The organism is Parabacteroides sp. HGS0025 (genome assembly GCF_000969845.1).
Lineage (GTDB): Bacteria > Bacteroidota > Bacteroidia > Bacteroidales > Tannerellaceae > Parabacteroides > Parabacteroides gordonii.
On the sequence record NZ_KQ033902.1, the window covers coordinates 3,539,124 to 3,565,079 of the forward strand.

The 25,956-nt window shown below is 45.4% G+C and carries 16 protein-coding genes; 5 read left to right on the forward strand and 11 right to left on the reverse strand.

Annotated elements, in window-relative coordinates:
- Positions 1-2: 2 nt before the first annotated feature.
- The gene (locus HMPREF1212_RS13935; RefSeq protein ID WP_082099884.1) at positions 3-2,435 is read right to left on the reverse strand and encodes an alpha-L-arabinofuranosidase C-terminal domain-containing protein; all 2,433 of its coding nucleotides are present in this window, start codon (positions 2,433-2,435) and stop codon (positions 3-5) included.
- Between the two features lie 165 nt (positions 2,436-2,600).
- On the opposite strand from HMPREF1212_RS13935, the gene HMPREF1212_RS13940 reads away from it, so the two are divergent.
- Positions 2,601-3,578: a GntR family transcriptional regulator gene (locus HMPREF1212_RS13940; protein WP_046149767.1), complete on the forward strand. Its 978-nt coding sequence runs from the start codon at positions 2,601-2,603 to the stop codon at positions 3,576-3,578.
- 91 nt (positions 3,579-3,669) lie between these two features.
- On the opposite strand, the gene gluP is transcribed toward HMPREF1212_RS13940, so the two are convergent.
- Positions 3,670-4,881, reverse strand: a complete 1,212-nt coding sequence (gene gluP, locus HMPREF1212_RS13945) for a glucose/galactose MFS transporter (protein WP_028726818.1) — start codon at positions 4,879-4,881, stop codon at positions 3,670-3,672.
- A gap of 86 nt (positions 4,882-4,967) precedes the next feature.
- Positions 4,968-9,173, reverse strand: a complete 4,206-nt coding sequence (locus tag HMPREF1212_RS13950; protein WP_198293268.1) for a two-component regulator propeller domain-containing protein — start codon at positions 9,171-9,173, stop codon at positions 4,968-4,970.
- A gap of 155 nt (positions 9,174-9,328) precedes the next feature.
- Between HMPREF1212_RS13950 and HMPREF1212_RS13955 the strand changes: the two genes are divergently transcribed.
- Positions 9,329-9,589: a hypothetical protein gene (locus HMPREF1212_RS13955; protein WP_046149768.1), complete on the forward strand. Its 261-nt coding sequence runs from the start codon at positions 9,329-9,331 to the stop codon at positions 9,587-9,589.
- Complete coding sequence (locus tag HMPREF1212_RS13960) at positions 9,586-9,987, forward strand: type II toxin-antitoxin system VapC family toxin (protein WP_046149769.1); 402 nt, start codon at positions 9,586-9,588, stop codon at positions 9,985-9,987. The genes HMPREF1212_RS13955 and HMPREF1212_RS13960 overlap by 4 nt, the downstream gene beginning before the upstream one ends.
- On the opposite strand, the gene HMPREF1212_RS13965 is transcribed toward HMPREF1212_RS13960, so the two are convergent.
- Positions 9,984-10,328 (reverse strand): hypothetical protein, encoded by a 345-nt coding sequence (locus HMPREF1212_RS13965; protein WP_046149770.1) that lies wholly within the window; start codon positions 10,326-10,328, stop codon positions 9,984-9,986. The genes HMPREF1212_RS13960 and HMPREF1212_RS13965 overlap by 4 nt on opposite strands.
- 513 nt (positions 10,329-10,841) lie before the next feature.
- Between HMPREF1212_RS13965 and HMPREF1212_RS13970 the strand changes: the two genes are divergently transcribed.
- Both HMPREF1212_RS13970 and HMPREF1212_RS27340 read left to right on the forward strand, forming a co-directional pair.
- Positions 10,842-11,606, forward strand: coding sequence for a DNA-binding domain-containing protein (locus HMPREF1212_RS13970; RefSeq protein ID WP_028726820.1), 765 nt, complete (start codon positions 10,842-10,844; stop codon positions 11,604-11,606).
- A 195-nt stretch (positions 11,607-11,801) separates the two neighbouring features.
- A complete protein-coding gene (locus HMPREF1212_RS27340) occupies positions 11,802-14,693 on the forward strand; it encodes a hypothetical protein (RefSeq protein WP_052725003.1) in 2,892 nt (963 codons plus the stop codon).
- Here the strand turns inward: HMPREF1212_RS27340 and HMPREF1212_RS13980 are convergent.
- From HMPREF1212_RS13980 to dinD, 7 genes are all read right to left on the reverse strand, one after another.
- On the reverse strand, positions 14,677-15,774 hold the full coding sequence (locus HMPREF1212_RS13980; RefSeq protein ID WP_046149771.1) for a glycoside hydrolase family 76 protein: 1,098 nt from the start codon (positions 15,772-15,774) through the stop codon (positions 14,677-14,679). The two genes, HMPREF1212_RS27340 and HMPREF1212_RS13980, sit on opposite strands and share 17 nt — an antisense overlap.
- 105 nt (positions 15,775-15,879) lie before the next feature.
- Positions 15,880-16,596, reverse strand: coding sequence for a DUF3823 domain-containing protein (locus HMPREF1212_RS13985; RefSeq protein ID WP_028726823.1), 717 nt, complete (start codon positions 16,594-16,596; stop codon positions 15,880-15,882).
- Positions 16,597-16,614: 18 nt separating this feature from the next.
- Entirely contained in the window at positions 16,615-18,495 is a 1,881-nt protein-coding gene (locus HMPREF1212_RS13990) for a RagB/SusD family nutrient uptake outer membrane protein (RefSeq protein WP_046149772.1), read from the reverse strand.
- A 13-nt stretch (positions 18,496-18,508) separates the two neighbouring features.
- Complete coding sequence (locus tag HMPREF1212_RS13995) at positions 18,509-21,676, reverse strand: SusC/RagA family TonB-linked outer membrane protein (protein WP_046149773.1); 3,168 nt, start codon at positions 21,674-21,676, stop codon at positions 18,509-18,511.
- A 123-nt stretch (positions 21,677-21,799) separates the two neighbouring features.
- Entirely contained in the window at positions 21,800-23,296 is a 1,497-nt protein-coding gene (locus tag HMPREF1212_RS14000) for an arabinan endo-1,5-alpha-L-arabinosidase (protein WP_082099885.1), read from the reverse strand.
- Between the two features lie 18 nt (positions 23,297-23,314).
- The gene (locus HMPREF1212_RS14005; protein ID WP_082099886.1) at positions 23,315-24,868 is read right to left on the reverse strand and encodes an alpha-N-arabinofuranosidase; all 1,554 of its coding nucleotides are present in this window, start codon (positions 24,866-24,868) and stop codon (positions 23,315-23,317) included.
- Positions 24,869-24,973: 105 nt separating this feature from the next.
- A complete protein-coding gene (gene dinD, locus HMPREF1212_RS14010; RefSeq protein ID WP_046149774.1) occupies positions 24,974-25,837 on the reverse strand; it encodes a DNA damage-inducible protein D in 864 nt (287 codons plus the stop codon).
- Positions 25,838-25,956: the final 119 nt, after the last annotated feature.

The following is a 25,956-nucleotide window of genomic DNA, read 5'->3' on the forward strand; positions in this document are numbered from 1 at the left end:
CGTCATTTATTATACTTCAGAACCGTGTATGAGTAAGCAGGGAAAACATATTTCATATTCCCGTCTGCTTTCAGACTCTTCTTCACCGGTATAATTCTATCTGGTTGTTCCGGTGTATTACGGTCTTTCAAATCACCGGAAAGGGTGATAACTTCAATGTCTTCTATCTTGGACAAGCCTTTTATTTCCAGATCGGCTTCAACAGCTTTGTCCGTGATATTTGCAATATGTACAACCATTTGCCTACCTTCTTCATCTTTTGTTGCCGTAATATCCAGAGAGGTTGTAGTTTCAGTCTTTACAAGCAAAGGTAAATGACTTTCTGAAGCCATTTGTTGTGCATAGTAGGGAGGCATACCCCATACCTGGGTAGGCGTAAAGAAAACCTGTCCCTGATCCCATCCGTTATCATTCTGTAAATAAGGTTGTAATGCATTGGCCGCACAAGAAGTAAAAACAAAATCACCATGCCGGCGAACTGCATTTTGAAGAGTAACATGCCCTAAAGCCCGTTGCATAGAATGAAGATTTCCGTTTTCTTCAAAAATAGCGCATTTCATCTGAGTGTCGGGATCCCACTTCAGAAAGAGCTGCTGCATCTTTTCCAGCTCTTTGTCCACATTTACACCTGCATCGGGATCATCTGCCCAAGGATGATAATCCCAGTAAGGAGACTTTCCGTTGAGTGCGCGGAATACCATTTCCATGTTAGGAGATTCAGGACGCCACCAAGCTGAGTTGATCACTTCCACAGACTTATCTTTACTTTTAATAGCATCGTACAACAGATTAAAACGATCGATATAATGCCTGTAACCATCCGTAGCATCTGCATGAATTACTTCCTCATTTCCTATCTCTATATATTTGACTCCATAAGGTTTCGGATGACCGTTATCTGCACGTTTTTTACCCCACACGGAAGAGACAGGGCCATTCAGGTATTCTACCATATCGACTATATCTTCCGGTGTTTCTTCGATATTGACAGCGAAAGCAGCTTCAAAACCGGCGGCTTCACAGAACTTCAGGAATTCTTCTATACCAAAGCCGTTAGTAGAATAGGGATTCCAATGCCCTTTATAAGGAGGCCTTTTGTCAGGATCACCTATCATTTTTTTGAAACGGTATTCGGGAGCATTCACCATTGTACCGCCATAACGTAAAAAGGTCAGCCCTTGTTTCTGCATGGATTGTCCGATATCGTTACGGAAAGGCAACCCGAGAAATTGCTCGTCACCCGTACTCATAAGTACCACCTGGTCGACCCAAATCTTGCCCGGACGATCAATATAAACAGCTAGGCGGGAATTCGGATCCGTATCGTTCGACAGCAAGCTGAACGGATATTTCTCCCAGTTACCGGAGAGCATATTTATTGTTTGGGTAGCATATTCGCGGGTACCGTCTGCACTCTGTAAAGCAACAGTCACAGCACCTTTATACTCTTCACCTTTCAGATACAAACGTCCCTGAAACATCTGTCCCTTTTCCACAGATATTCCCCATCGGTTCAAGCTCCTGTTGGCTATCCCGGCAATACCGTTACCATCTTCCTTCCGGATAACCTGAGAGTATTTTCCATTGTAAGCCTCTTTATCGTCATGGAGATATGTCACTTTTGTATCACCTGTCTGTATTGCATCCCAATGTGCACTGACTGCCAGCCCTTTCTTTCCGGTATAAGAAATCAGTTCCTTCTTTCCCTCCTGCTCAATTGTCAGATTTCGAAACTCTGCCTGTGAGTTCCATGTTCTCAGAGCCACTTTCCCCTGAAGGATCGGCGATTCTTTATCTTCATATACAAACAAACTCTTATTATTCAGAAAAATCTCAAACTGTCCTCCGTCCACTCTGACTTTCATTTTATTCCATTCCTGTGGGGAACAATCGACAGCGACTTCTTTCAGCGAGCGCCAATTTTTGCAGTGTTTGCCGAATATAACTTTTTTACCGTCCGCCGCCAGGCTTATTTCATAACCATCAAAATTATCAGCACCATTTCCCGGATCATTTACACATAATAATAAACCGGCATTATGTGCTGCACTTCCATTCATAGAAAGTTCCACCTCTACAGAACCTTTATCCATAACTGTCGGCTCATACACTAACTTTGCACCCGGATAAGCATCTATCGCAACCCCTTCTTCCTGAGGAGTCCAAAAACCCTCATATACAGTGAAATGGTCGAATACAAAACCTCTGACCGGCTCTTCAAAGCTCTCTCCAAAGATCTTCTGGTCGTAAAGTCCCCCGTAAATCTCATGATTCACATCTTCAATACAGGCACCATAAAGATAGGGAGTTACCCTGTTCAGCACTTTTGAGGCATCTATATTAATCCGGTTTTGTTGTGCTCCAGCACCTCCGGGAAGAAGCATCAACAGGCTTCCGCTCAAAAGAAGGCACTTTTTTAATCTATTAGTTTTCATGATATGATATGTTTTGTTATGGTACTAGATCTCGGCAGCAAATATATGCATAATTCACACAACTGGTACGAACTGGTTCGATTTTTAAACCATGTTTAATAACATAGACCAGATCGTACCAGTTTGATACTTTCGAGGTATCTTTGCGCATCTAAATCAATAAGAATGAAAGTAAACGAATCAAAATACAAACTGGTAGTAAATCACGTAATAGACGGTATAAATAATAGTACCTATAAAAAAGGTGATTGGATTCCCTCAATCAACGAATTCAGAAAGAATTACAACTTATCAAGAGATACGGTATTCGCCGGACTAAGCGAACTAAAATCGAAAGGCATCATTGATTCGAACCCTGGTGTCGGCTATTATGTAACCAGTACCCGCATTGCCCACAAGCATAATATATTTCTTCTGTTTAACGAGTTTAATGAATTCAAGGAAGATATCTATAATTCATTTATGGAGTCGATCGGCAAAACCGCAACAGTGGATATTTATTTCCATAACTACAACCGGAAAGTGTTTGAAACACTGATCAACGAAGCTAATAATAAATATACCACTTATATTATAATGTCCGGTAAATTTGCAGGTATAGACCCTCTATTACAAAGTCTGTCCGGCGATGTATATCTGTTGGATCATTTCCATCCCGAACTGATCGGTAAATACTCGTCCGTATTCCAGAATTTTGAAAAAGACACATACGAGGCTCTGGTATTCGGATTACCATACATCCGGAAATACCAGCATATCATCATGGTTCAAAAAGAGGAGAAAGAACCTGTCGAACGATATAACGGTTTATGCACTTTCTGCAAAGACTACAGATATACACACGATTATATATCTTCTGTAAAAGACCGAGAGATCAAACAGGGAGAAATTTATATGATCGTAAACGACCGGGATCTGGTAGATCTGCTAAAACAAGCCGAGAAACAGGACTTTACCCCCGGCCAGGATTTCGGTATCATCTCCTACAACGACACCCCTCTTAAAGAGATACTGGCAGGTGGTATCACTACCTTATCTACCGATTTTAAACTAATGGGACAGACGATGGCAACATTGATCAAAAAGAAAACGATTGAAACGATTGAGAATCCCTGGAGGTTAAATGTTAGAAAATCGTTGTAAAGATCACTCCTGTAAAATTGGAAAGGCTTCATTATACCATACAAAAAGGGCTTCATATGTTTAAAATATGAAGCCCTTTCTTTCTTATTTATTAAATACGGATCTTATGTCCGCTCAAAGCGTAGTAGAAAATCATCAGGTATGCCGGGAAACAGATCCAGTATGCCTGCTGCATATTTCCGGATACGTCGGCTAACCAACCGAACAGTAAAGGGAATACAGCACCACCCACGATAGCCATTACCAGCAAGGAAGAACCTGTCTTGGTGAACTTACCCAGGTCTTTCATAGCCATCGGCCACAGAGCCGGCCACATCAGTGAGTTAGCCAAACCTAATACTGCGACGAACCAGATAGAGATGTTCATCGGAGTCAGGACGATCAACAAAGAGCTGATCAGACCGATAATCGCACAGACGAACATCGCCCGTTCCTGTGAAATATACTTGGGAATGAAGAATACACCAACCAGATAACCGATCACCATACCAATCACCGTATAAGAAGTATACACCTGCGGATCAGGCAGGTTTAAAGAGGTGGCGTAGTCTACGATACTGGCCATTGCCAACGTTTCGACACCCACGTAGAACAGTAGTGATACCAAACCAAGAAGCAAGTGCGGGAACTGCCAGATGCTTGTCTTATTAGCGGCATACGAGGAAGCTGCGGCCTCGTCGTTTTCGTCTTCACCTTCGGCTTTTACTTCAGGCAGCGGAACGAAAGCAACTAAAATACCCAGCAACACAAAGATACCGGAGATGAAGTAGAACGGAAGCTTGATATCTTCCAGCTTTACATCCCCCAGGTTCAGGAAGATACCCAGGAAGATCGGAGCGATCGCCCAGGCCGCCTTGTTGGCAATACCCATCATACTCATACGGGTAGCCGCACTTTCCAGCGGGCCTAAGATCGTGATGTACGGATTCACAGCTGCCTGCAACATGGTATTACCGATACCACTAATGAAAGAAGCCAGCAAGAACATGGCAAAGCTTTGATTTTCCGCAGAAGGAATAAACAAATACAATCCTATCGCAAAGAACAGGAAGGATAAGATCATCGTCTTTTTATATCCGATCGCTTTGATCACCAGTCCGCTGGGATATCCGAATATAATAAAGGTCGAGAAGGTTGCAGCCAATACCAGATAAGATTCAGCAGTTGTCAGATCCAAGGCTGTACGCAGGAACGGAATAATCAATCCGTTAATACCGAGGGCAAATCCGATCATAAAGAACAGGATGCCGATTACCACCAGGGGAAATAGATACCCCTTTGAAGAAGAGTTTGTGTTTTGCATGCTATTTTAATTAACGTTCATAATATTTTAGAAGACAAATGTAAGGATATTTTCGTTATTACCATACAAAAGCCGCTTGAAAGCAATCAACTGCTTAAAAATTCACTCGGGCTCATTCCATAATGTTTGGTGAAGCAACGGGTGAAATATTTGGGGTCGTTGAAGCCGACTTCGTATGCTATTTCGGAGACAGAAACGGGTGCCTTTTCCGCCGACTCCATCAGCTCTTTCGCTTTCGTGAGACGGTAAGAGCGGATCACTTTCACGGCCGACTGCCCTACCAACGATTGCAGTTTCTTATGAAGCAGGCTTTTGCTCATGTGCATCTTCTCGATCAACTCTGCCACATCGAAAGTGGCATCCTGGTAGTTTTCCTCTATCACTTCCATTAACTTATCGAGGAACTTCCGATCCTGCGACTCTTCCCGGATATCGAGCGTCTTTACATCCAGGCTGCTTCCGAAGGCTTTGTGCAGGCGGTTCTTGCTTTCGAGCATGTTATTGATACGGGCTACCAGCAGCTCGGCATCAAACGGTTTGGCGATATAACCGTCTGCTCCTACCTTATACCCTTCGATGCGGACATCCGTCGATGTTTTGGCCGTCAGCAACAGGACAGGAATATGGGAAGTCGTAAAGTTATTCTTCACCTTCTTACAAAACTCCAGGCCGTCCATCACAGGCATCATGATATCGGAAATGATAAAGTCGGGCAAAAACTTCAACGTCTTTTTCAGTGCCGACTCGCCGTTGGAAGCCTCGACGATCGTGAATTTGTCTTCCAGTATCGACTTGATAAAGGCCCGCATATCGGGATTGTCCTCGGCCATGAGCAACAGCGGTTTATCCTGATCCACAGGCTCATGTATTTCTTCATATTCTTCTTCTATCTCCGTAGAACGGTCGTAGACTTCCGGTGAAACGTAATATTCGCTGTTCATCTCCACATCCATATCTTCGGCTGTCAACGGCAGTAGCAGCCGGAAGGTCGTTCCTCCCAAAGGATTATCCTTCACCGAGATCGAGCCACCCAGCAATTCCACGATCTGCTTGCAAAGGTATAGGCCGATACCTGTGCCACTCTGTCCGTAAACAGGGTAAGTAGTTTGATTGTCCGCCTGATAAAAACGCTCGAAGATCAGAGCCTTTACATCATCGGGAATACCGATCCCGGTATCACCTACCGAGATATAAAGATATTTACATATCGTTTGCCGTTTATCGGCTGCTTTACTGTCGAGTAAAGCAGCCGATAAACGGATGTATCCGTTGTCAGGAGTAAATTTGACGGCATTCGACAAGAGGTTAATCAACACCTTCCGGATCAGATCAGGATCGAAACTGAAACAAGGTTGCGTGATCCGGTACCCCTCATCGATCCGTATATTCCGCGACTGGGATAAGGCTTTAAACGGCAGGATGATCGACTCGATAAACTCCGTAAAGTTACCCGGTACCTTGTTCACCTTCATGCTTCCGGCGTCCGCCTTACGGAAATCCATCAACTGGTTGACAAGCGAAAGCAGGAACTTGGAATTCTTACGTACCAACGTCAGCTGATCGATCACTTTCGGGTTCTGACTGAGCGTCAGCGCCTGCTCGATCGGCCCCAGGATAAGTGTCAGCGGCGTACGGAATTCGTGGGTGATGTTGGTGAAGAAATTAATCTTATCCTGCGTAGCCTGTTGAAGCTGTCGGTCGGATTCTTCCAGTTCCTTCTTCTGGGTCAGGATCTCGTCTTTCTGCACTTCGATCTTACGCGTCCGTTCCTCCACTTTCTTTTCCAGCAGCTCTTTCTGCCGGCGCAGGTTGGTGATACGCATTTCATTATAATAATAGATCAGCAGGACGACGATCACCAGCATGGAAACCAGGAACCATTTCTCTTTATAGAAAGGTGGTGTCACCCGGATATTCAGCTCCGTAATATGGTCAGACCATTCTCCATCGGGGTTCGTACATTTTACCCGGAAGGTATAATTGCCTGCCGGAAGGTTCGTATAACTGGCAAAACGGCGGTTAGACTCCACTTCCACCCAATCGGCATCAAAACCTTCCAACCGGTAAGCATAGCGGATCTTTTCGGGAGACACATAATATAAGGTAGCAAACTCGATCGAAATAGACTTATCCTGTTCCCGCAGGTTCCACTTTCCGGAAAGGACACGCGGATTTACCGGCTCGTTATACAGGCGGCCGCCGATGATCGTCACCTTCAGCTCGGTCGTATCCGATTTGCGAATCACCGGATCGAACATAACAGCCCCTTCCACATTACCGAACAATAACTTTCCGTCGGAAGTATGCTCGGAAGCAGCCCAATAAAACTGGTTGCTGGGCAGGCCATCAGTCGTATAATAAGCCGTTGCCCGTTCCGTCTGCGGACAGAAGCTGGTAACGCCCCGGTTGGTACTTAACCACAAATTGCCGGTATCGTCTTCCTCCATTGCATAAATGACATTGTCCGAAAGCCCCGATTCAGTCCCATAGTTTTTAAACATATACTGGTTATCCTCCCGCCCTGTCAACCGGAAAAGTCCGTTGCCGTAAGTTCCGAGCCAGATCGTCTTGTCGGCAGACTCAAAGATACAGTTGATCTTCTCCCGGCGCGACGATTTCCTTTCCGGAGACAACACCCGGCAGCGTTCGGAAATGATCCTGCCCAGCCTGACATCCGAACGGTTCAGGTCGATGCAATGAAGTCCAAGTTCCGTACCTACCCACAGGCGGCGCGAGCTATCCAGGTAGATACCCGATACAGATGTGATCTGCCGGTTTTGTTCGTCCTGTTCCGAAGTATTCAGTACATGCTTCACCGATCCGGTGGCCTCGTCATAGAAGTCGAGCCCTTTCGAGCTTGCCACCCACATACCTTTCTGTACCCGATCATAAGCCATCCAGGAAATAAAGTCGCTGGCGAACGTCCCTTCTTTGACAAAAGAGGTATTATGTTCAAACACCCCTTCCCTGTCCAGTTTCATCCGGTTGATGCCACCACCCCAGGTTGCTACCCAAAGATACCCGTCGCCCTCCGCGATAAAACAAACCGCATCATGCGATAAAGTAGACGGATTTCCCGGCTGGTGCACGAAATGGGTAAAGGTTTTCTTATCGGCATTCCGCTTGTTCAGTCCCCCTTCAACCGTTCCGATCCACAAGACACCCCGACTATCTTCGTAAATGGCATTCACGGGATTGGCGGAAAGTGAAGCCGGTTGTTTGGTATCATGGCGATACAGATCGAACATCACCTCCTTGCGGATCATCTTGTTCACCCCTCCTTTTTCCGTCCCGATCCAGAGTATTCCCGTCGGTTCGACATAAAGGGAATTGATAAAGTTACTGTTCAGATGATCCGGGCTGGACGGGGCACTGGCTATCTGCAGGAAGTTATCCGTCTGTTTGTTGTAGATGGAAAGGCCTTTATAGGTTGCCACGATCAGGTTACCCTCTTCATCGAGCACAATATCTTTTACATAGTTTTGTATCAATGAATGATTGTCTTTCGGGTCGTTCGTATATAACCGGCTTTCACCAGAGCGGCGGTTATAACGCATCAGCCCTGTCCCTCCCCCGATCCAGAGTTCGTCGCCATCCGGACAAAAGGATAACACCTCACCGAACGGTTGCATTACCGGAGTCAGGCTGAAGGTATTGCCGGACAGATTTTTGACAGTGCAGACCTGTCCGTTGGCATATCCCACCCAGACCGTCCCTTCCTCATCCATACAAAGGGCATTCACATTCGCATCTTCCCCCTCTTGTATCAGTTCAATTTCAGCCAGGTCGTTCCGTTCGTTCAGCGAAGCGATAGCAAGTCCTTTATTAAATCCGATCCAGATGCGTCCCTGCCTGTCTTTCAGAAAAGTATTGATGACAGCCGAAAAGATCGGGTGTGAAGCCTGGCGGGAATGATCGATATTGCGAACCTCCCCGGAAGTCAGGTCGATGATATTAACACCTTCTTCCGTCCCTACCCAAAGATGCTGACGGTTGTCTTCCACCAGAGTACGTACGAAAAGGCTATTGAGTGCATTCTTACCGGACTGCGCGTCGTAACGGATAAAATCGTAGCCATCGAAGCGGTTCAAGCCGTTCCAGGTGGCAAACCACATATAGCCGCGGCTATCCTTGTAGATATAATCGACGGTATTCTGAGCCAATCCGTCATCGGCTGTTATATAAGTAAAATTGTATGATTCGGGGTTTAATCCTGCATGCCCTGTCAGGGACAGGATAGAGAAAAGAAACAAGAGTAAATATGTGTTTTTCTGTATATTAAAGTGGTTCATCTCTGTCATGGTTATTTTAAATGACAAATATACACTATACAAAAGATATTACAAGGGATTGAGGGAAGGAAAAAAGATAGTTTAAAAACATATCGGAGAGTAAACATTCAGTATTCCACTAATATTTCATATCTTTGCGATAAAGAACATAGAATATGGAAACATCAATTAATTTAGCAGACTATTATTATTCTTTACTCAAATCATTAAGTAAAGAAACCAAGTTGCATCTTATTAAGAAGTTGACAGATTCATTACTTGAAGAGAAGACTACTAAAAAGCATGCAGATATCGACAAATTGAGAAGTCTTTTTGGAGCCTGGTCTGACGAACCCGATGCAGATGAACTCATCGAAGAGATACGCAAGAGTCGGACATCAGGAGTAACAAGACATATAGAAACGCTAGACGAATGAAGCATTATTTATTAGACACCAACATTTGCATATTTTTCCTGAAAGGTAAATACGACTTATTCACCAAAATAAATAAGATCGGATGGGAAAAATGTTTTATATCAGAGATTACTGTAGCGGAACTTCTGTACGGTGCAGCATGCAGTAATAATAAAGCCAAAAGCCTGGAACAAGTTCACAATCTAATTGAACAGTTTGAAATACTTCCTATATATAATGCTCTACCAATTTTTGCAGACTCCAAAGCACTATTACGTTCCAAAGGAATGTTGGTTGATGACTTCGATTTATTGATAGGTGCTACCGCCATACAAGCCAAAATAACCTTAGTAACAGAAAATCTGAAACATTTTAACCGTATTCCTAATATTAAAGTTGAAAATTGGATTAATCGCTAATTCATATTAGTTATTAACATCTTATTAAAGTGTCGTGTAGCCATAGATTTGATATAAACATCCGGTTTCTTAACTTTGAAATAGTACCATGCCAGGAAACGATTTAAAGTATAAAGATAATCTTCCTGAGGAACGAGATTATCCAACCAAACTTGCTTGATCTTCCTAAAAGGATAAATCAGAAACAACTGGTTGATTTCTTCCAGATCAAGATGCAACAAGGTTTTCTCAATCAGTATATCATCCGGAATATCCTTGATTGAACTTTCATTGTACGACCAGAAACAATGCTCCTGTTTCAGTTTTGACAACAATTCCTGTTTTACTGCATTTATAGACATTAGTTATCTTTATTATAGCAGAACAAAAATAGTGATTATTATTTTTTGAAGCAAATTACAACAAGGAATATGTTGACGGAAATAGCACTAAGTTCGTTTAGAACTCTGTTACTAATGAGTGCAAAGGTAATAAAACATATTAAATAGTGCTTATTGACAGCAAATATTTCATAGCATAGCTATATTTTATCTTATAAAACCACTGCAATTAAAACCTTTTTATCCCTCTTTGGTACCATATTGGAGTAAACATCATTTCCAATAAACGAACAACTTTGATGATTTATATTACATTTCAACAACATTGAATTAATACAAACCTTATATATCATATAGTTTTCCATAGTTCTAAACGAACTAATCTATTATCTAAATATATGATAGACAGGATATCAACAAAGCATTTTGTATGCATTAAAGAGGGAAAATCTACCGATTTTCATCCTCTGTATCTACCCAGACATCAGGGTTTATCCGAACTCATCAACGAACACAACATTTAATAATAATATCATGGCAGAAAAAACAATTCTCACTGTCGACATGTACGATAACGTATTGACAGAAAAAGCAAACGATTTTGCAGGTAAAGTATCCATCACCGGAACGATCCACAACACGGATATCGCCGACCGTATCGTTAAAGCGCGTACCGAGTACCGCCAGGAAACGATCCTGAACATCCTCGGCATGGCAGACGATATCAAGGTCGAAGCCATTGCAGAGGGCAAGAGCGTGGTAGACGGCGTAGGCCAGTGGTTGCTTAACTTCAGCGGGCCGCTCGGTGGAGAAAGCCCCATCTTCAACTCCGATCTGCATAAATTCGGTGTCACCTTTACGCCGGGAAAAGCATTGTTGAAGGCGCTGAAATTATTGGTTCCCAACTTCCGTGTAGCTAAGACGGGCCCGGTTATCAACGGCTTTACCGACTCTAAGACGAAATCAGTCAACCAGATACTGACTCCGAACGCTCCGGGTGTAATCAACGGGGCAGGCCTGCTGTTGAAAGGCGACGATCCGTCGGTAGGCGTTTACTTCACTCCCGACGGGGCCGACAAGACTCCGGTCAAAGTCGACCTGATCGTATCGAACACCACGTCGCAGATCATTATCCAGATCCCGGCACTGCCCGACGGACAATATCTGTTGAGTATCACAACGCAGGCAGGTGCCAGCTATACCCTCGTTAAAGAACCGCGTACGTATCAGTACCCCATTTTGTTGAGTGTAGGTAGTCAGCCGGGTGGCGGCGAAGATGACCGTCCGGTTATCGAGTAAGCTACTGTCGAGGGGAGTATCGAAGCTGTTATCGACATACCCCTCGACACCGTTGTCGAAGCCTCTGTCGATACCGTTGTCGACACCTGTATCGACAGAGGCTTCGACATCCGTGTCGATAACGTTGTCGACATACCCCCAACTAATAAATGTTAAACAAGCAAGTATAAAGAAATTAATATAATTAACATAAGTATGAATAAGAGTTTACAATTAATCATCCGCCTCCTTTGTGTGGCGGCTTTTTTATGGACAACTCCGAATGGAGTTCGGGCAGAGGCCGATGTATGGGATGGAACCTCGAAAACAAAACCGAATGGTTGGAAGGCCGGTGATGCAACACTTACCATCTCTACCGCGGCCGAACTGGCCTGGGTGGCAGAAACAGCTAATAACGGAACTGTAACCGGAAGTGGCAGTGAAACTGGTTTTGAAGGATGTGCGATCTCCTTAAGCTGTGATATCGATCTGAACGATCAGGATTGGACACCGATAGGAACGGAAGACAATCCTTTTCAAGGTAACTTCGATGGAAATAAAAAGACAATCAAAAACCTAACGACAAGTGGTCAAACGACAGATGGGGGACTATTTGGGAGAATGGCAGCAGGAAGTATCAAAAATTTGGGAGTTATTATTAGTGCTGACGGCATTGCCGGAATAAGATCGGCAGGAGGATTAGTAGGAAGTATTGGAAGTGGTAGTACTATTTCTATTGAGGATTGTTTTGTATCCGGAGGTCCGATAAAGACAGTTCAATCTAAGGATGGTGAAGGAGCTTATACAGGTGGAATTGTCGGACAAACAGTATATTTTTTATCAAGTACTTTAACTATAAACCGTTGTTATGTTGCTGTAAGCAGTATAATTTCCTATTTCAGAAATCAATTTGCCGAAGCTTGTGCCGGGGGATTTTTGGGTATTGACGGAAGAAATTCGACTATTAAAAACTGTTTGTCTTTTACTAAAGCAATCACTGTACGTATTGATAAGGAGGCTTCTGTGAAGAGTGTTGGCCGTATAGCAGGAACTTCATATTATAGATGTACCACAACCTTTACAGACAACTATTCTGTAGTCAAAGCAACCTGCATAGAAATAAATTATAACGGAGAAACAACAATAAGTTTCCCGAATGGGGAAAAGAATAATAAAAATGGAGCTGACTTGACAATAGAAAACTTTAACGGAGATGCAGGAAATGCCCTTGCAGAATGGGAGAGTGCCGGATGGATACTTAAAGACGGATACCTTCCTAAGCTGAGTACTGATTCACCCGATATTTCTACCGACGATTATTTTATACCCCAAAACAATACCAGTACCAATCCATATCAGATCAAGGATGAAAGCGATTTTTTATATTATGCCTATCAAATCAACCAGAATGTGACAGGCTTCAATAACACCGAATATTTTAAGTTGGCAAACGATATCACCCTTCCCTCCGGCTGGACACCAATGGGAACAACTGCTCATCCCTTCAAAGGAACCTTCGATGGCGATAACCATACAGTTTCTTTGAGTCTCAAAGCTGATCTCAAACAGGCGCAAGCCGGATTGTTCGGTACGATCGACGGAGGGGCAATCGTCCGAAAAGTGGCGGTAAATGTCGTTGCGGACGGGATTACTTCCACCGCCAGCGGAGCAGAAAGCAAGGCCGGAGCCATCGCTGCCGTTAATGAAGGAACGATCGATCAATGTTACGTCTCCGGTGAAGGTTTTGTCTTGTCTTCCGACGGAACAAACAGACATGCCGGAGGTATTGCAGGCGATAACAGCGGTACGATTTCCAACTGCTATAATCTTATCCCCGTGAAAGTAAATGATAGTTCTGATTCCTATCTCGGCGGAATAGCCGGATATAATACAGGTACAATCGAGTACAGTTTTGCTGCCGGAGAGGTTTCAATAGCAGCCGACGCCGTTGTTTCGAGCCTTACAAATGGAATGGACGAAGCGGCTGGCGGAATAGTCGGTTTTAACGATCATGAAAATGCGGGTATTGTTAGACATTGCTTGGCTGTTAATGCAAAAATTCCTGCTGATGCCCACCGTGTAATCGGTACGGGTGCAGATGCGGACGATGTGAATAATTTCTCTTTCTTCGATATGCCACGCCAGATTACTAAATCGGCTGATACTTATGATCCGCAGGAAGGTACCCCTCTTACAAGCAGTAATCTGAATAGTGATGCAGGTGGTTGTTTCAATGGTTGGAATACGTCTGTCTGGGATTTGAATAGCTTCAGCACTTTGCCAAAGCTGCAAGGGTTTACTTCACAGCCGGAAAAGCTGATGGCTCCCTACCTGCTGCATACCGTCAAAATCGATCCGGGCAGCAACGGGATATTATCGGTAACCCGCCCCGATCCCTTGAACGGATCTGAAATAGCAGTGAATAACGACGATCAGCTTCCTTATAATACAGTACTGACAATTACTGCTATGCCGGATGCCGATTATGAGTTGAATACACTCACCGTAAACGGTACTACATTCAGCAGTGGTTCTTCTTATACAGTAAATAGTGATGTCGCCATCAAGGTCATATTTAGTAAAAAAGAAAGTAAACCCGATCCGACTCCTGAACCTGAACCAACTCCGGTTTACTATACAGTAACTCTTCCGGCCGTTGAGGGAGCTGTAACCGATCCGGTTGCCGGAGCGTATGAAGTGGAGTCATGGGGTAGCTTCCGGTTCTATCTCTCGCTCGACAAGGAGTATGACCAGTCAGCCCCGATAGTAACAACCAGCCGTGGGGAAACCATCACACCCCGTACAAGCGACGGAGCATATATCATTAAATATGTTCGTCAACCGCTCGATATATTTATCGACGGCATTGTGAAGAATCCCGCCCCGGTAGCCAACGAAAAGATAGAAGCCAACCGGCCGAAAGTCTGGAAAACCGGAAACGAGCTGCATATACAAGCCGTTAGCGACGAACCGGGTTATATCTATACCGCCGACGGCAAGCTGCAAACCGTTTGCCATCTGATAGCCGGAGAGGTTGAGACAGTACGGCTACCCGATGGTATCTATTTTGTACGGATCGGTAAGGAACGCTTTAAAATTGTTTTGTAAGAGAATAGGCTTCAATCACACATTCCAGTGCACAGGCATTGGCGGCTGAACTAACCCGATGGAAGGGGCCGTACCAATAACAGCCGAAGCTTTTGGATGCCGGGTCGTAATCTTTCGAGAGGATCGACTCGGCATTCTTTATGATGAAATCTTTGTAGGCCGGGTTCTTTGTCACCTCATACAGGAAAGCCAGATGGCGTATAAAAATGCCTTTGAACTGTACACCGTCGTTGCTATGTTCGATAGCCGGTTTCATTTCACGAAGGATGCCCTCGTCTGTCACCAACCGGTTCGTAATCGTGGCATCGGCTATCTTTCCGGCCAGTTCCAGATAGGAATTATCATTCGTCACCAGATACATTTCAGTCAGGACAGCGATCGCCACACCCTGGTTATAGGTGTAATGGGCATCCCGGTTGGGGGTACAGTCCTTGCCCGTCCCGTCTTCGATCTGGTAAATATCCGTATTGATCATGCCTGTTTGCATATACCACGCCACGTTCTTCTTGAACCAGTCGAGATAAGACGGGTTCTGAGTAGCCTTGTACAAGCGGATAGCCGTCAGCGAGAAAAGGTTGTTGGCGATGGAATTCTTATAATGCAGGGGATTCTTTTTCCAGAAGATACCGCCACCGCATTCTTCACTCCATCCGGTAGTCATATCGTCGAAGATTACTTCCGCCATATCGAGGTACTTCTTCTCCCCTGTCAGTTTAGACGCTTCGATCCATGCCAAAGCCCACCAACCCTCATCGTCGTAATAGTCATTGATGAAATTCGTACAATAGCGAGGTGTCCCCGTCGAGTCCACTCCCACCCGGTAACGGCGGGCTTTCTCATATACATCCTGAATGACGGGAAGCACATCGGTGTCGCCAGTGACGGCTGCGTAGCGGATGGTAGCGGTTAATACGTTGGCGGAGTTCCACCAGCCGGCGGTTTCCCAGATGCCGGTCGTATCGTTTCTCCAACTCAGGGAGGTTTGCATAGTTTCATACAATTTATCCCGGAAAGGAGAAGGTCTGCCACAGGAGACCATAAATAGTACAACTACAAGAGTTGCCAGAAAGTGTCTGCACATATCCATTAAATTTAAGATTAGAACGAGGGCAAAGATAATAAAAAACCCCGCAAGCTGTTAAAATAACAGGCCTTGCGGGGTATATTCTCGCTAATCATCGAATAATCAGATCGATACTTTGAACGGTTCGGTATAAACCATTGCATCGATACCTTCGATCTTCAGTCCCATACGGGCGTAGATGAATCCGGTAGATGGAAGCGAATTGGAGGTCGAATTGACTGATAAGCTGCTTAAATCCAGTTGCAGGGAAACCTGATTACCGGCTGTTGCGGTTGTTGTAGTCGATCCGGCTGTGCCGCCGAAATTATAGCTGTCGTCAACAATCAGGTTGCGGCCGGCATACAAGCCTACAAACTCGATGTTGCGGCCGGCTGTGATCTCGCGTACGGAGCAGGTACCGGAAACAATCTTATTGTTGCAAGTGATGGATGCATTGTCGAGCAGGTAATAAGGAGTTACAGGTATATCGACAGTCTGTCCGCCTCTGCAATTCTCCACAGTGATCGTATCGGCTGCCGTCGGGTTTACCCAAGGGCCAACGTTTGCTACGCGGATCAACTTATAAGTCTTGCCCGTATAGACGCTGGCACTGAATGTACCGTCCTGTGCCACCTGTACGGTCAGATACGTGCTGGCCGAAAGTTCCCAGCCCGGTTCGTAGAGACGGAAACTCACCTGATTATTCTTTACATTAATCGCCTGACCATCGAAAACCATCTTTCCGGTCAGCGTCGTATTAGGCTCTTCATAATTGTCATATTCACAGGAAGTAAATACGGCAGCTAATGCGACGAATAGGAATAAAGCTATCTTTTTCATATCTATGTTCATCTTTAATTAATTGTAGTTCGGGTTCTGTACCAGTTTCGGGTTCTTATTCAGATCATCCTGGTTGAATGAAGTGTAATAGTTACCTACACGGAAGTTACGGGGCGCTTTGAAACGCGGGGCGATTTTACGTTCAAAGATATACTTGCCGTCGTTCGGGCCACCGATCACACGGTAAGGATACAGGGCATACAACATCGTATTTTCAGACTGAACGCCATTCCATTGTGTATGCGCTTTACGCAGACGTTTCAGATCCCACCAACGGTGATCTTCGAGTGCCAGTTCGCAACGACGTTCTTTCAGCAGATTGTCGATGGTCAGGTCGGCCGCAGTCCATGAGTCGGCACCGAAACCGGCACGCTGGCGTACGGCATTTACATATTGCAGGGCTTTGCCTGTCTGTCCCAGTTCCATAGCCGCTTCAGCCGCATTCAGATAAACTTCTCCCATACGGAAGTAAGCCCACCAGATATAAGAACCCTGGCCACGGGCGGAAGATCCAACGGTAGCATCGACATATTTGCGCAGGTTGAAACCTGTATTCGTATAAGTAGCACGGTTCAGAGGGCCGTCTTTACCTACGAACGTACCGCCGTCGGCATTCGGATGGTTGTCGGCTGCTTCATATTTGGAGTTGGGTTCGGAACCGTCGACAAAGAGGTAAGAACCGTTCTGATAAACGGCTACACCGGCCTGTACATCCAGGTGAGCGCCTTTAAATTCCTGTTCCGGAAGCAGGCAGGTACCTTGCAGGCGGTAGTCGCGACCGGTAAAGATATCGGCACGGTTGTCGTAAGCGATGTAGTTACCGTTGGCATCCTTATCGGCCAGCCGAGCGGAAGTACCGTCCAGTCTGCTGAAAGACTCGACCAACTGAAGTGTCGGACAGAGGTCGGAACCGTTATCGTTGTCTTCATTCATCGACTGTGCGATATTGGCGAAGGAGAAGCTATGGAATTTGCTCGCCGAATAATCCTTGCTCCAGATCACTTCCGTATTATTATCTTTAATGGAAACAGCGTTATAGAAAGCATCGGCCGAAGGTGCATCTATACCCTGCAACCGGAACACGCCGCCATTGATGATCTCCTCGGAACAAGCCAACGCCTTTTCATAATAACCGTTCGCATCGGCTCCGGTCATACCTACCACACCATTCTGCAGGTCGGAATGAACCGGGTTGCTCATGGCTGCATTGTATTTTGCGATGGAACCGGCGTACAACATAGAGCGGCCAGCCAGTGCCAGGGCGGTATATTTGTTGGCCCGTGAAACATATTTCACATTGTTGTTGGCTGCCAGTGTTTCTTTGACCGCCATACATTCGTTATATACATATTCATACACTTCAGCTTCGGTAGAACGCGGCGTCTGAAGTTCGGATATATCCATACCCGATGTATAACTTTGTGTAGCCGTAACCAGAGGAATACCTCCCATGCGGATACACATCTGGAAATAAGTATATGCACGCAGGAAGCGGAACTCGGCATCATAAACGGCTACATCCGCTTCGGGTAAAGTGGAGGTCTTCAGCGACTCGATACCCTGGTTGATCTTATAGATATATTCATAATCATAATATCTGAATATATCGTACGCATAAGATACCATCTGGTTACGGGCTGTTTCCACGTCCTGGTTCATCAGTCCGCACCACATGAAATCGTCGTATAGGGAGAAGTTGACATCATCGTCGAGTGAGCCGTTTTTAGGAACATCGTTATAGAGATTTGCAAGAACACCTTGCACCATTGTATTGTCATTCCATACCTGATCAGTCGTCAGGAAGTCGGAAGGATCCGTATTACCCAGCCATTCGTCGCAACCGGACAGCGAGCATGTCAGAACTGCGGATCCAAGGATATATAATAAACTCTTTTTCATACTATTCAATTAATTAGAAGTTAAGATTAAAACCGAATGAGAAGGTACGCAGGTTAGGAGTAACCAGAGCACTGTTAGATTGGATTTCCGGATCGAGCTGATATTTGCTCAGGTTATCGATGCTGAACAAGTTGTAGGCATTTGCATAGATACGCAGACGGTCTACGAAGAACTTGCTGGAAATAGACTTCGGCAAAGTATAACCAAGCTCCAATGTACGCAGCTTGATATAATAAGTATTATGCAACCAGAAATCAGAGTAACGGTTGAAACTTACATTTGCTCCGGCATAACGGGTAGCAGGGAACTTTCCGGCAATCCATTCGCTGTTCGCATCCGTAGGATCGGCACGATGCCATGAGTCGGTCAGCAAATAGGCGGTAGAGTTACCATCGCCCTGGAACGGATAAGCCACTTCCCAGCACATGTGGTAAGATTGTCCGGCAGCGCCGGCAAAGTCGGCTTTCAAGTCGATGCCTTTCCATTCGAAAGAGGTATTGATACCGAAGCTGATGTACGGTAACTGTTCCGGCTGGTAACCGATCGGACGTTCATCCAGGCTATTGATTATACCGTCGCCATTTTGATCCTTATAGATCAGGTCTCCCGGCAACATGGTGGTATTACCTTGTCCGTCATTGTCGACACGGTAGTTCTGGATATCTTCGTAACTTTGGAAACGGCCTACTACCTGATATCCCCAGGTATTGGTGTTTATCCAGCGGTTCTCCGTTGAGTTACGGTATTCGTCCCAGCTCGAACCGAAGCGCGGTTTATAGGAGTCGCCGTTCATTTTGCGGGCCAGCGTGAAGTTACCACCGATAGAGTAAGAGAAATCTCTCACCTTGTCTCTCCAGGTGATACCTAACTCCAAACCTTTATGATAATCGGAGTTCAGGTTTTCCTTTGCCAGCGAGAAGCCTACTTCGGTAGGGATCAATACGTCGTAACGTAAAGCCGGCAGACCGGTACGCTTACGTTGGAAGACTTCAAAAGTACCACTCAAACGGTCATCCAGGAAGCCATAATCCACACCGATATTGATCAGGGTCGATTTGATCCAGGATAAGGTTGTAATAGGGATACCACGGTATACGACACCTGTCATGGCATTCCCGTTCAGTACGGCGTTGCCCGAACCGTAAGTATATCCGTTCAGATAAGAGTAAGGAGAAACGATATCGTCCAGATAACCGTCGCCATCCTCATCCACATCCAGTTTGTCATCCCCCATCTGTCCCCAGGATGCACGGATCTTCAGGTTAGACAGCTTGGTTGCTTCTTTTACACCAGACATAAAGGATTCTTCCGAAAGTCTCCAACCGGCAGAAACAGCAGGGAAAAAGCCCCAGCGGTTACCTTCCTGAAACAGGTAGGAACCATCGTAACGGCCGCTGAATTCAGCAAAATAAGTACTTGAGTAGTCGTATGCGGCACGGAACACCATACCGGCACGGCGGGCGGTAGTCATCTTTGTTTCCATCGACTGCATATCGGCTATACCGTTTGTCAGAGGGATATAGTTATTGGTCGGCAAGGTATTGTATTGCAACCAGTCTCTTGTCTTTTCAAAAGTTTCTATACCTAATACACCTGACACATGATGTTTCTGGTTGAAGGTATGATCGTAGTTCAACTGCGCCTGGAAAGTCTGTTCCACCTTTTCATCTTTAAGACGACGGCGCCACGGGTTCTGGTTTCCCCACTGTTCGTTGTAACTGTCATTCGCTTTGTCGTAGGTATATACTTTATAGGTGTACTCGAACTGTTCCTGGTCGTTACGAGCAATCCAGTAGTTATAAGCCACTCTGGCTTTCAGGCCTTCGATCGGGCTTTGCCATTCCGCATATACGTTGGCTGTTGCCGATTTCCAGATATCATCGGTATAACCTGTAATATCCCGGTCGAAAATAGCGGCACCGGTCGCGTTGTTGCGGGTGGCATTTACGTAGTTTGGATTATCGTTGGCATAGGCGTGCTGGGTCGGCCAGTTCTGGAACATGGCATAATAAGGTTGCCAGTAGTCATCCAGACCCGGAACACCTACGTTATGGCGTTCTTCGATACGACCGCTCAAACGGGCTCCGATCTTCAATGATTTAGTGATATTGGCTTCAATATTGCTTTGCAGGTTTGTACGGGCAAAGTTAAATCCGTTGATCATGGCCTTCTGGTCGAGATGGGAAACACCGAAGTGGTAGTTAATTCTTTCCGAACCTCCGGTAGCACTGACGTTACCGTACCAGATAGGAGCATTCTTGTTGGTGATGAACTTCTGCCAGTCGAAGCTGGAATATTCTCCCTGGCCCTGACGCCACAAATTCAACTCTTCCATCGTACGGGCTGTTGAACCGTAGGTATTCAGATCGGCCTGCATACGTCCTTCGTAGAACTGGGAAGCGTTGGCAACCTCCGGATAACGCATGAAGTTCTGGATACCGTAATAGGCATTGGCTGATATCTGGTTCTTCTCACCGCGTTTACCGGATTTGGTCGTTACCAGTACAACCCCGTTGGCTGCACGTAAACCGTAAATAGCAGCAGAGGCATCCTTCAGGATAGTGATACTTTCGACATCATTCACGTCGATATTATTGAACTGTCCTTCTTCACACTGTATGCCGTCGATTACATATAACGGAGTACCCATATTACGGATCTGGATAGCGGCACTTGCACCCGGGCGACCGTCGGCCTGACGGGCTGAGATACCCGGAGTCTTACCAACCAGGGCACCGGCTGTTGTCGGCGTAGTCGTACGTGTCAGTTCTTCCGATTTCACACTGCTGATAGCACCGGTCAACGATCCTTTTTTCTGGGTACCATAACCTACTACTACCACTTCTTCCAGTGTTTCGCTGTCTTCTTTCAGCTGCACCTGGATATTGTTCTTTCCGACAATGGAAACTTCCTGCGGGGCATAACCGATATATGAGAATACAAAGACTTTACTATTCCCTGTTTCCAATGAGAATTTACCATCCATATCGGTAATGGTTCCAACGGTCGGGTTGTCTTTCAGGACTACATTCACACCGATCAGGGGATCGCCCAGGGGATCGGTTACAGTTCCTGTCACGACATTTGTCTGCGCCATAAGTTGCAGGCTGCTGACTAATAAAAACAAGAGGACTACCGGTAACTTCAGTAGCTGTTTACTCTTAATAAATTGATAACTCATAATAAACTGTTTTAAGGTTACTTAATTCATACTCGTTACTTTCTTGCTGAAAGATGGTGGCTGTGTTTTGTTCTATACTTTTTCTCATACGGCATTAAATTAATTTGTAAGAATATTTTGTGTTCATTTGACCCGTTTACCCCAGACAGAGAAGCCGTGGGAGTCTAATCCCGTAAACAGGATTGTCTTCATTTCATTCTCCCAGTCTTGTCCCATATGTGGAATGAGTCCTTGCATTTCTTCTTCTCCTATACGGATAGCCAATCCTTTTTCCGGAGAGTACGCCCAGCGTCCTTCCTGTTCACCAGTGATCTTTCCATCTGGTGTAAAGGTATAATGAATTGAGACATTCACCTCATTATCATGCAATTCTCCTTCACCCCACAAGATCTGTCCGGCCCAAAGCTGACGCTCGTATTTACTGTCGCGGATGAGGATCATTTCCCACTCGCCCACGAAATCATCCTTTATAAATTCCTGTTGCGGAATGGCGGCATATCTTTCCGGCGAAACAACAGGCCATCCGTCTTTCGTCCAGAATATTTCACGGACATGCAGATCCATCAGCTGGTTAGCCGGACTGAGTCGTCCCTGGTGCATCAGGAAATAACGTCCGTTATCGTTTACCACACCACAGTGAGCCGTACCCGCCCATCCCGGATGATTGTCGAAACGGTAAGGATGTGTCAGCACCGGGTAGTTGTTGGTTTCCTCGCTCATGTCTTTACCGAACAGGTCGTAGAAAGGGCCCTCCGGCTTTTCCGAACGACCGACACGTATATTGTAGGTAGTCATCAGAGGATCGTAAGAGACGAACAGGTAATATTTCTTCAATTCCGGGTTGTAAACGATCTCCGGGGCTTCGATATTATCTTTCTTTCCATCGGCGCGGCGGGCGATACAATGTCCCTGGTCGCCGCTACGCATAGCCAGCCCGGTTTCAGGATCCAGCTGCATTTCATACAGGCCACCGAAATAAGAGCCGTAGACCATCCAATGTTCCCCGTTCTCCGTGATCACAACGCTCGGATCGATCGCATTCATGACGGAAGTAGAGTCTGTTTTTACCACACAGCCTTTCAACTCCCACGGCCCTTCCGGTGAGTCGGACTCTGCCATCCCCAGATAAGAGATTGATTTGGCAAAAGCCGAAACACAATAATACAGGCGGTATTTATCCTTATACTGTACCAGGTAAGGCGCCCAAATATTGGTAGCCCCTTCCCCATCGGCATGGCTCCTGACATGTTCTACGGCTTCTGCGGGAATTTCAGGGAATGCCCAACCGGCAAACTCCCAGTTCACCAAGTCTTTCGACTTACGCACCTGGATGTATCCCATCGGAACGCCTGCTTCCTTAGCTTCCTCTTTATTTTCGCGGAAGATGGCATCGGTTGAATAGAGATAGAACGTATCCCCTATCTTCCGGCAGGCCGGATCGTGTACATTATAAGTTCCCCACGAACGATAATCCTTCATGGCGGAGACAGATGTATAATCGTCTTTCCACGGATTAGGGTTCTTTTCCGGTGTTACCGGCTGCCTGCCTAAGCTGCATCTGGAGACAACAAGGGTGGTAGCAGCCATCAAAATGGCTGCCTTAATGATTGTCTTACACATAAATGATACGTGTTTAAATTATTTCAACTCGATCGTTACCAGTGATTTGGCCGGGATCTTCACGGTCAGTTCCCCGTTTTTATACTTTGCTCCCTTGAAGTTTGCCAAACGCACGTTTTCAGGTTTATCAAATGTATTACATGCACGTACATTCTCTCCGGTAATGATCTGCGCATTACTTACATTGGCGGCATTCGTTCCGCGTACGGCACAGGATATCTCGATATCGTTTGCCGGATCAATATTGACGAGTGAGATATGTATCGCCCCGTTCTTATCTTTCGATGCAGAAGCGCTAACCGCCGGAAGGCTGCGTCCCAGACGTTCATAGTTACTGCATTTCACTTCAATCGGAAGCAGGGTGGCATCCTGATGAACTTTATACATATCGAATACGTGATAGGTCGGTGTCAGGATCATTTTTTCGCCTTCGGTCAGGATCATGGCCTGCAATACGTTGACCATCTGTGCAATGTTGGCCATTTTCACACGGTCGCAATGTTTGTGGAAAATATTCAGGGAAACACCGGCCAGCAAAGCATCACGCAACGTATTTTGCTGGTAAAGGAAACCCGGATTTGTTCCCGGTTCTACATTATACCAGGCACCCCATTCGTCGATGATCAATCCCAGGCGTTTTTCCGGATCGTACTGATCCATAATTGCGGTATGACGTTCGATCAGTTCTTCGATATGTGCGGCATTTTCGATGGTACGGAAGTATTCATTATCATCAAAGCCGGTTGCATTTCCTTTATTTGTCCAACTGTCGGCAAACGTATAATAATGCAGGGAGATGCCGTTCATCATGTGGCCGGGGATATTCTTCATCAAAGTGCTTGTCCAGTTATAGTCATCCACATTCGGGCCACCGGCAATTTTAAACAGGTGGTTCGTACCATAGTTGCGGCAGTAAGTTGCATAACGACGATAGTTTTCGGCATAACCTTCGGGGGACATATTTCCACCGCAGCCCCAGTTTTCGTTACCAACGCCCCAGAACTGAACTTTCCAGGGTTTCTCACGGCCATTCTGCTTACGTAATTTTGCCATCGGGCTCTCACCGTCAAAAGTGATATATTCCACCCACTTCGACATTTCTTCTACAGAACCGCTACCCATGTTTCCACATATATAAGGTTCGGTTCCCAGTTCCTCACAAAGGTTCAGGAATTCGTGTGTACCGAAGCTGTTATCTTCCGTAACGCCTCCCCAGTGAGTGTTGACCATTTTCGGGCGCTGATCGCGTGGCCCGATACCGTCACGCCAGTGGTATTCGTCGGCAAAGCAACCACCCGGCCAACGCAGGTTGGGTATATTAATATGTTTAAGGGCGGCGATAATATCGTTTCTCACGCCATTCGTATTAGGGATTTTAGAGTCTTCCCCTACCCAAAGACCATCATAGATACATCTTCCCAAATGCTCGGAAAACTGTCCGTAAATGTGTCGGTTGATCGTTTCTATACCCAAATCGGCATTAACAACCATCTGGGCTTTCTCTTGCGCGGATATAAATGGTATTGCCACAAAAAGCAATAATCCGGCTAACAAATTCCGTTGTGTATTCATGTCTATTAAATTTGTGATTATCGTGTTTAACGAAAGCAAATGTAGGATGAACACTTTACAGCAGGGTGGATATATTGCTTTTTGTGGTGGATAAAAGTGTATATTTTACTTTTTCGGGAGTTTCTGTGTGGATTGCTCTATTTTTCTCTCGTCATTTACAACCCTACGCTCCAGCTTTTTAACATCTTCGGCAACAGGTAGTTCTTCTGGTTTAATGCCACGTTCACCCAACATATTGCGAACACTCACATTATTCTGAATATGTTCCTTTGTTATGGGTTCTTCTCCAAGCAAATCCTTATTTCCTACGTTATAATTTGTCATTTCAGTAGCCAGATTTTTTGCTGCAATGGTCAATGTCGGTAAGAAATCGGCTAATGGTCTGTTTGATTTTACACCCAACCGCTTCTTCATATCTTCAGTCGTATATCCTCCGAACAAAGCCGTATCTCCCTTGGAACGGATACGACCGAATCCCTTATCATCTACTCCCCGTTCGTAAATGTTTTGAGAAAGTTGTTTTTCTGAGATTCGCAATTTATCTCTTGTTTCCAGACGTGACAAAAGATTAAGCCGTTCTTCTATTAATTCGGCTTTACGGGTTTGAACAGCAAAATAACTCTGAGCGAAAGCGATTTCCTCTTTCTTCGGATCGCCGTTTTGAGCAATCAGATAACAGGCATAACGGGTAAGCATATAGTCCGTTACTTCACGCTTGGCACCACTCCCTAATCCGACCATTTTCGTGACCTCACGAAAATGGTCATCCACGTTGATATTCTGGGCCCTACATGAATCTACCGCTCTGTTGATAGCCACAAGAAAATTCTCCCAACGAGCATAACCCAATATAGGTTGCAGCTCACGGGCAAACCAGATTTCCACTTGTTCTTGGTTATTTTCACCATTTAAATGATGAGCAATTGCATCGAATGATGACTTGTACTGAAGGATACGTTGTTTATCCATAGTTATAAGATTTTAAGTATTTACTATTGCCCATAGGCATTTGTTAAATCAATATGCAAAAGTAACGGAATTATTCTGAATAAAAAGCGATTGCACTAAATAATCGAGATCAGGTTGCG

Excerpts from the sequence above, each read along its gene's own strand:
- HMPREF1212_RS13935 (WP_082099884.1), bottom strand. The coding sequence starts at position 2,435 with ATGAAAACTAATAGATTAAAAAAGTGCCTTCTTTTGAGCGGAAGCCTG.
- HMPREF1212_RS13940 (WP_046149767.1), top strand. The coding sequence starts at position 2,601 with ATGAAAGTAAACGAATCAAAATACAAACTGGTAGTAAATCACGTAATA.
- gluP (WP_028726818.1), bottom strand. The coding sequence starts at position 4,881 with ATGCAAAACACAAACTCTTCTTCAAAGGGGTATCTATTTCCCCTGGTG.
- HMPREF1212_RS13950 (WP_198293268.1), bottom strand. The coding sequence starts at position 9,173 with ATGAACCACTTTAATATACAGAAAAACACATATTTACTCTTGTTTCTT.
- HMPREF1212_RS13955 (WP_046149768.1), top strand. The coding sequence starts at position 9,329 with ATGGAAACATCAATTAATTTAGCAGACTATTATTATTCTTTACTCAAA.
- HMPREF1212_RS13960 (WP_046149769.1), top strand. The coding sequence starts at position 9,586 with ATGAAGCATTATTTATTAGACACCAACATTTGCATATTTTTCCTGAAA.
- HMPREF1212_RS13965 (WP_046149770.1), bottom strand. The coding sequence starts at position 10,328 with ATGTCTATAAATGCAGTAAAACAGGAATTGTTGTCAAAACTGAAACAG.
- HMPREF1212_RS13970 (WP_028726820.1), top strand. The coding sequence starts at position 10,842 with ATGGCAGAAAAAACAATTCTCACTGTCGACATGTACGATAACGTATTG.
- HMPREF1212_RS27340 (WP_052725003.1), top strand. The coding sequence starts at position 11,802 with ATGAATAAGAGTTTACAATTAATCATCCGCCTCCTTTGTGTGGCGGCT.
- HMPREF1212_RS13980 (WP_046149771.1), bottom strand. The coding sequence starts at position 15,774 with ATGTGCAGACACTTTCTGGCAACTCTTGTAGTTGTACTATTTATGGTC.
- HMPREF1212_RS13985 (WP_028726823.1), bottom strand. The coding sequence starts at position 16,596 with ATGAAAAAGATAGCTTTATTCCTATTCGTCGCATTAGCTGCCGTATTT.
- HMPREF1212_RS13990 (WP_046149772.1), bottom strand. The coding sequence starts at position 18,495 with ATGAAAAAGAGTTTATTATATATCCTTGGATCCGCAGTTCTGACATGC.
- HMPREF1212_RS13995 (WP_046149773.1), bottom strand. The coding sequence starts at position 21,676 with ATGAGTTATCAATTTATTAAGAGTAAACAGCTACTGAAGTTACCGGTA.
- HMPREF1212_RS14000 (WP_082099885.1), bottom strand. The coding sequence starts at position 23,296 with ATGTGTAAGACAATCATTAAGGCAGCCATTTTGATGGCTGCTACCACC.
- HMPREF1212_RS14005 (WP_082099886.1), bottom strand. The coding sequence starts at position 24,868 with ATGAATACACAACGGAATTTGTTAGCCGGATTATTGCTTTTTGTGGCA.
- dinD (WP_046149774.1), bottom strand. The coding sequence starts at position 25,837 with ATGGATAAACAACGTATCCTTCAGTACAAGTCATCATTCGATGCAATT.